Source organism: Streptomyces sp. ADMS (assembly GCF_033441795.1).
Lineage (GTDB): Bacteria > Actinomycetota > Actinomycetes > Streptomycetales > Streptomycetaceae > Streptomyces.
In genome coordinates, this window is record NZ_JAVFVX010000490.1 from 1 (window position 1) to 351 (window position 351).

At 67.8% G+C, this 351-nt stretch carries 1 protein-coding gene; it reads left to right on the plus strand.

Translation table 11 applies throughout. The annotated features are described in order from the left end of the window. A partial coding sequence (locus RB628_RS42960; protein ID WP_318325803.1) for a cytochrome P450 occupies positions 1–351 on the plus strand: 351 nt, incomplete at both ends.

Sequence of the window (351 nt, forward strand, 5' to 3'; positions counted from 1 at the left end):
GCCTCATCGACGCGGCCTCGCACGCCATGGCCGAGTACATGACCGGCCTCATCGCCTCCAAGCGCCTAGAGCCCGGTGACTCGCTCCTCGACCGCCTGATCTCGGCGCGCGACGGAAGCGACCACCTCAGCGAGGAGGAGTTGGTCTCCCTGGCGGTGCTGTTGCTCATCGCAGGGCACGAGACCACCACCAACTTCCTCGGCAACGCCGCCCTGGCCATGCTCCAGCACCCTGCCGAGCTGGACCGCCTGCGCAGCAACCCCGAGAACGTCCCATCCGCGCTGGACGAGCTACTCCGCTTCGACTCGCCCGTCAGCACGACCACCTTCCGGTACACCACGGAAGCCGTCA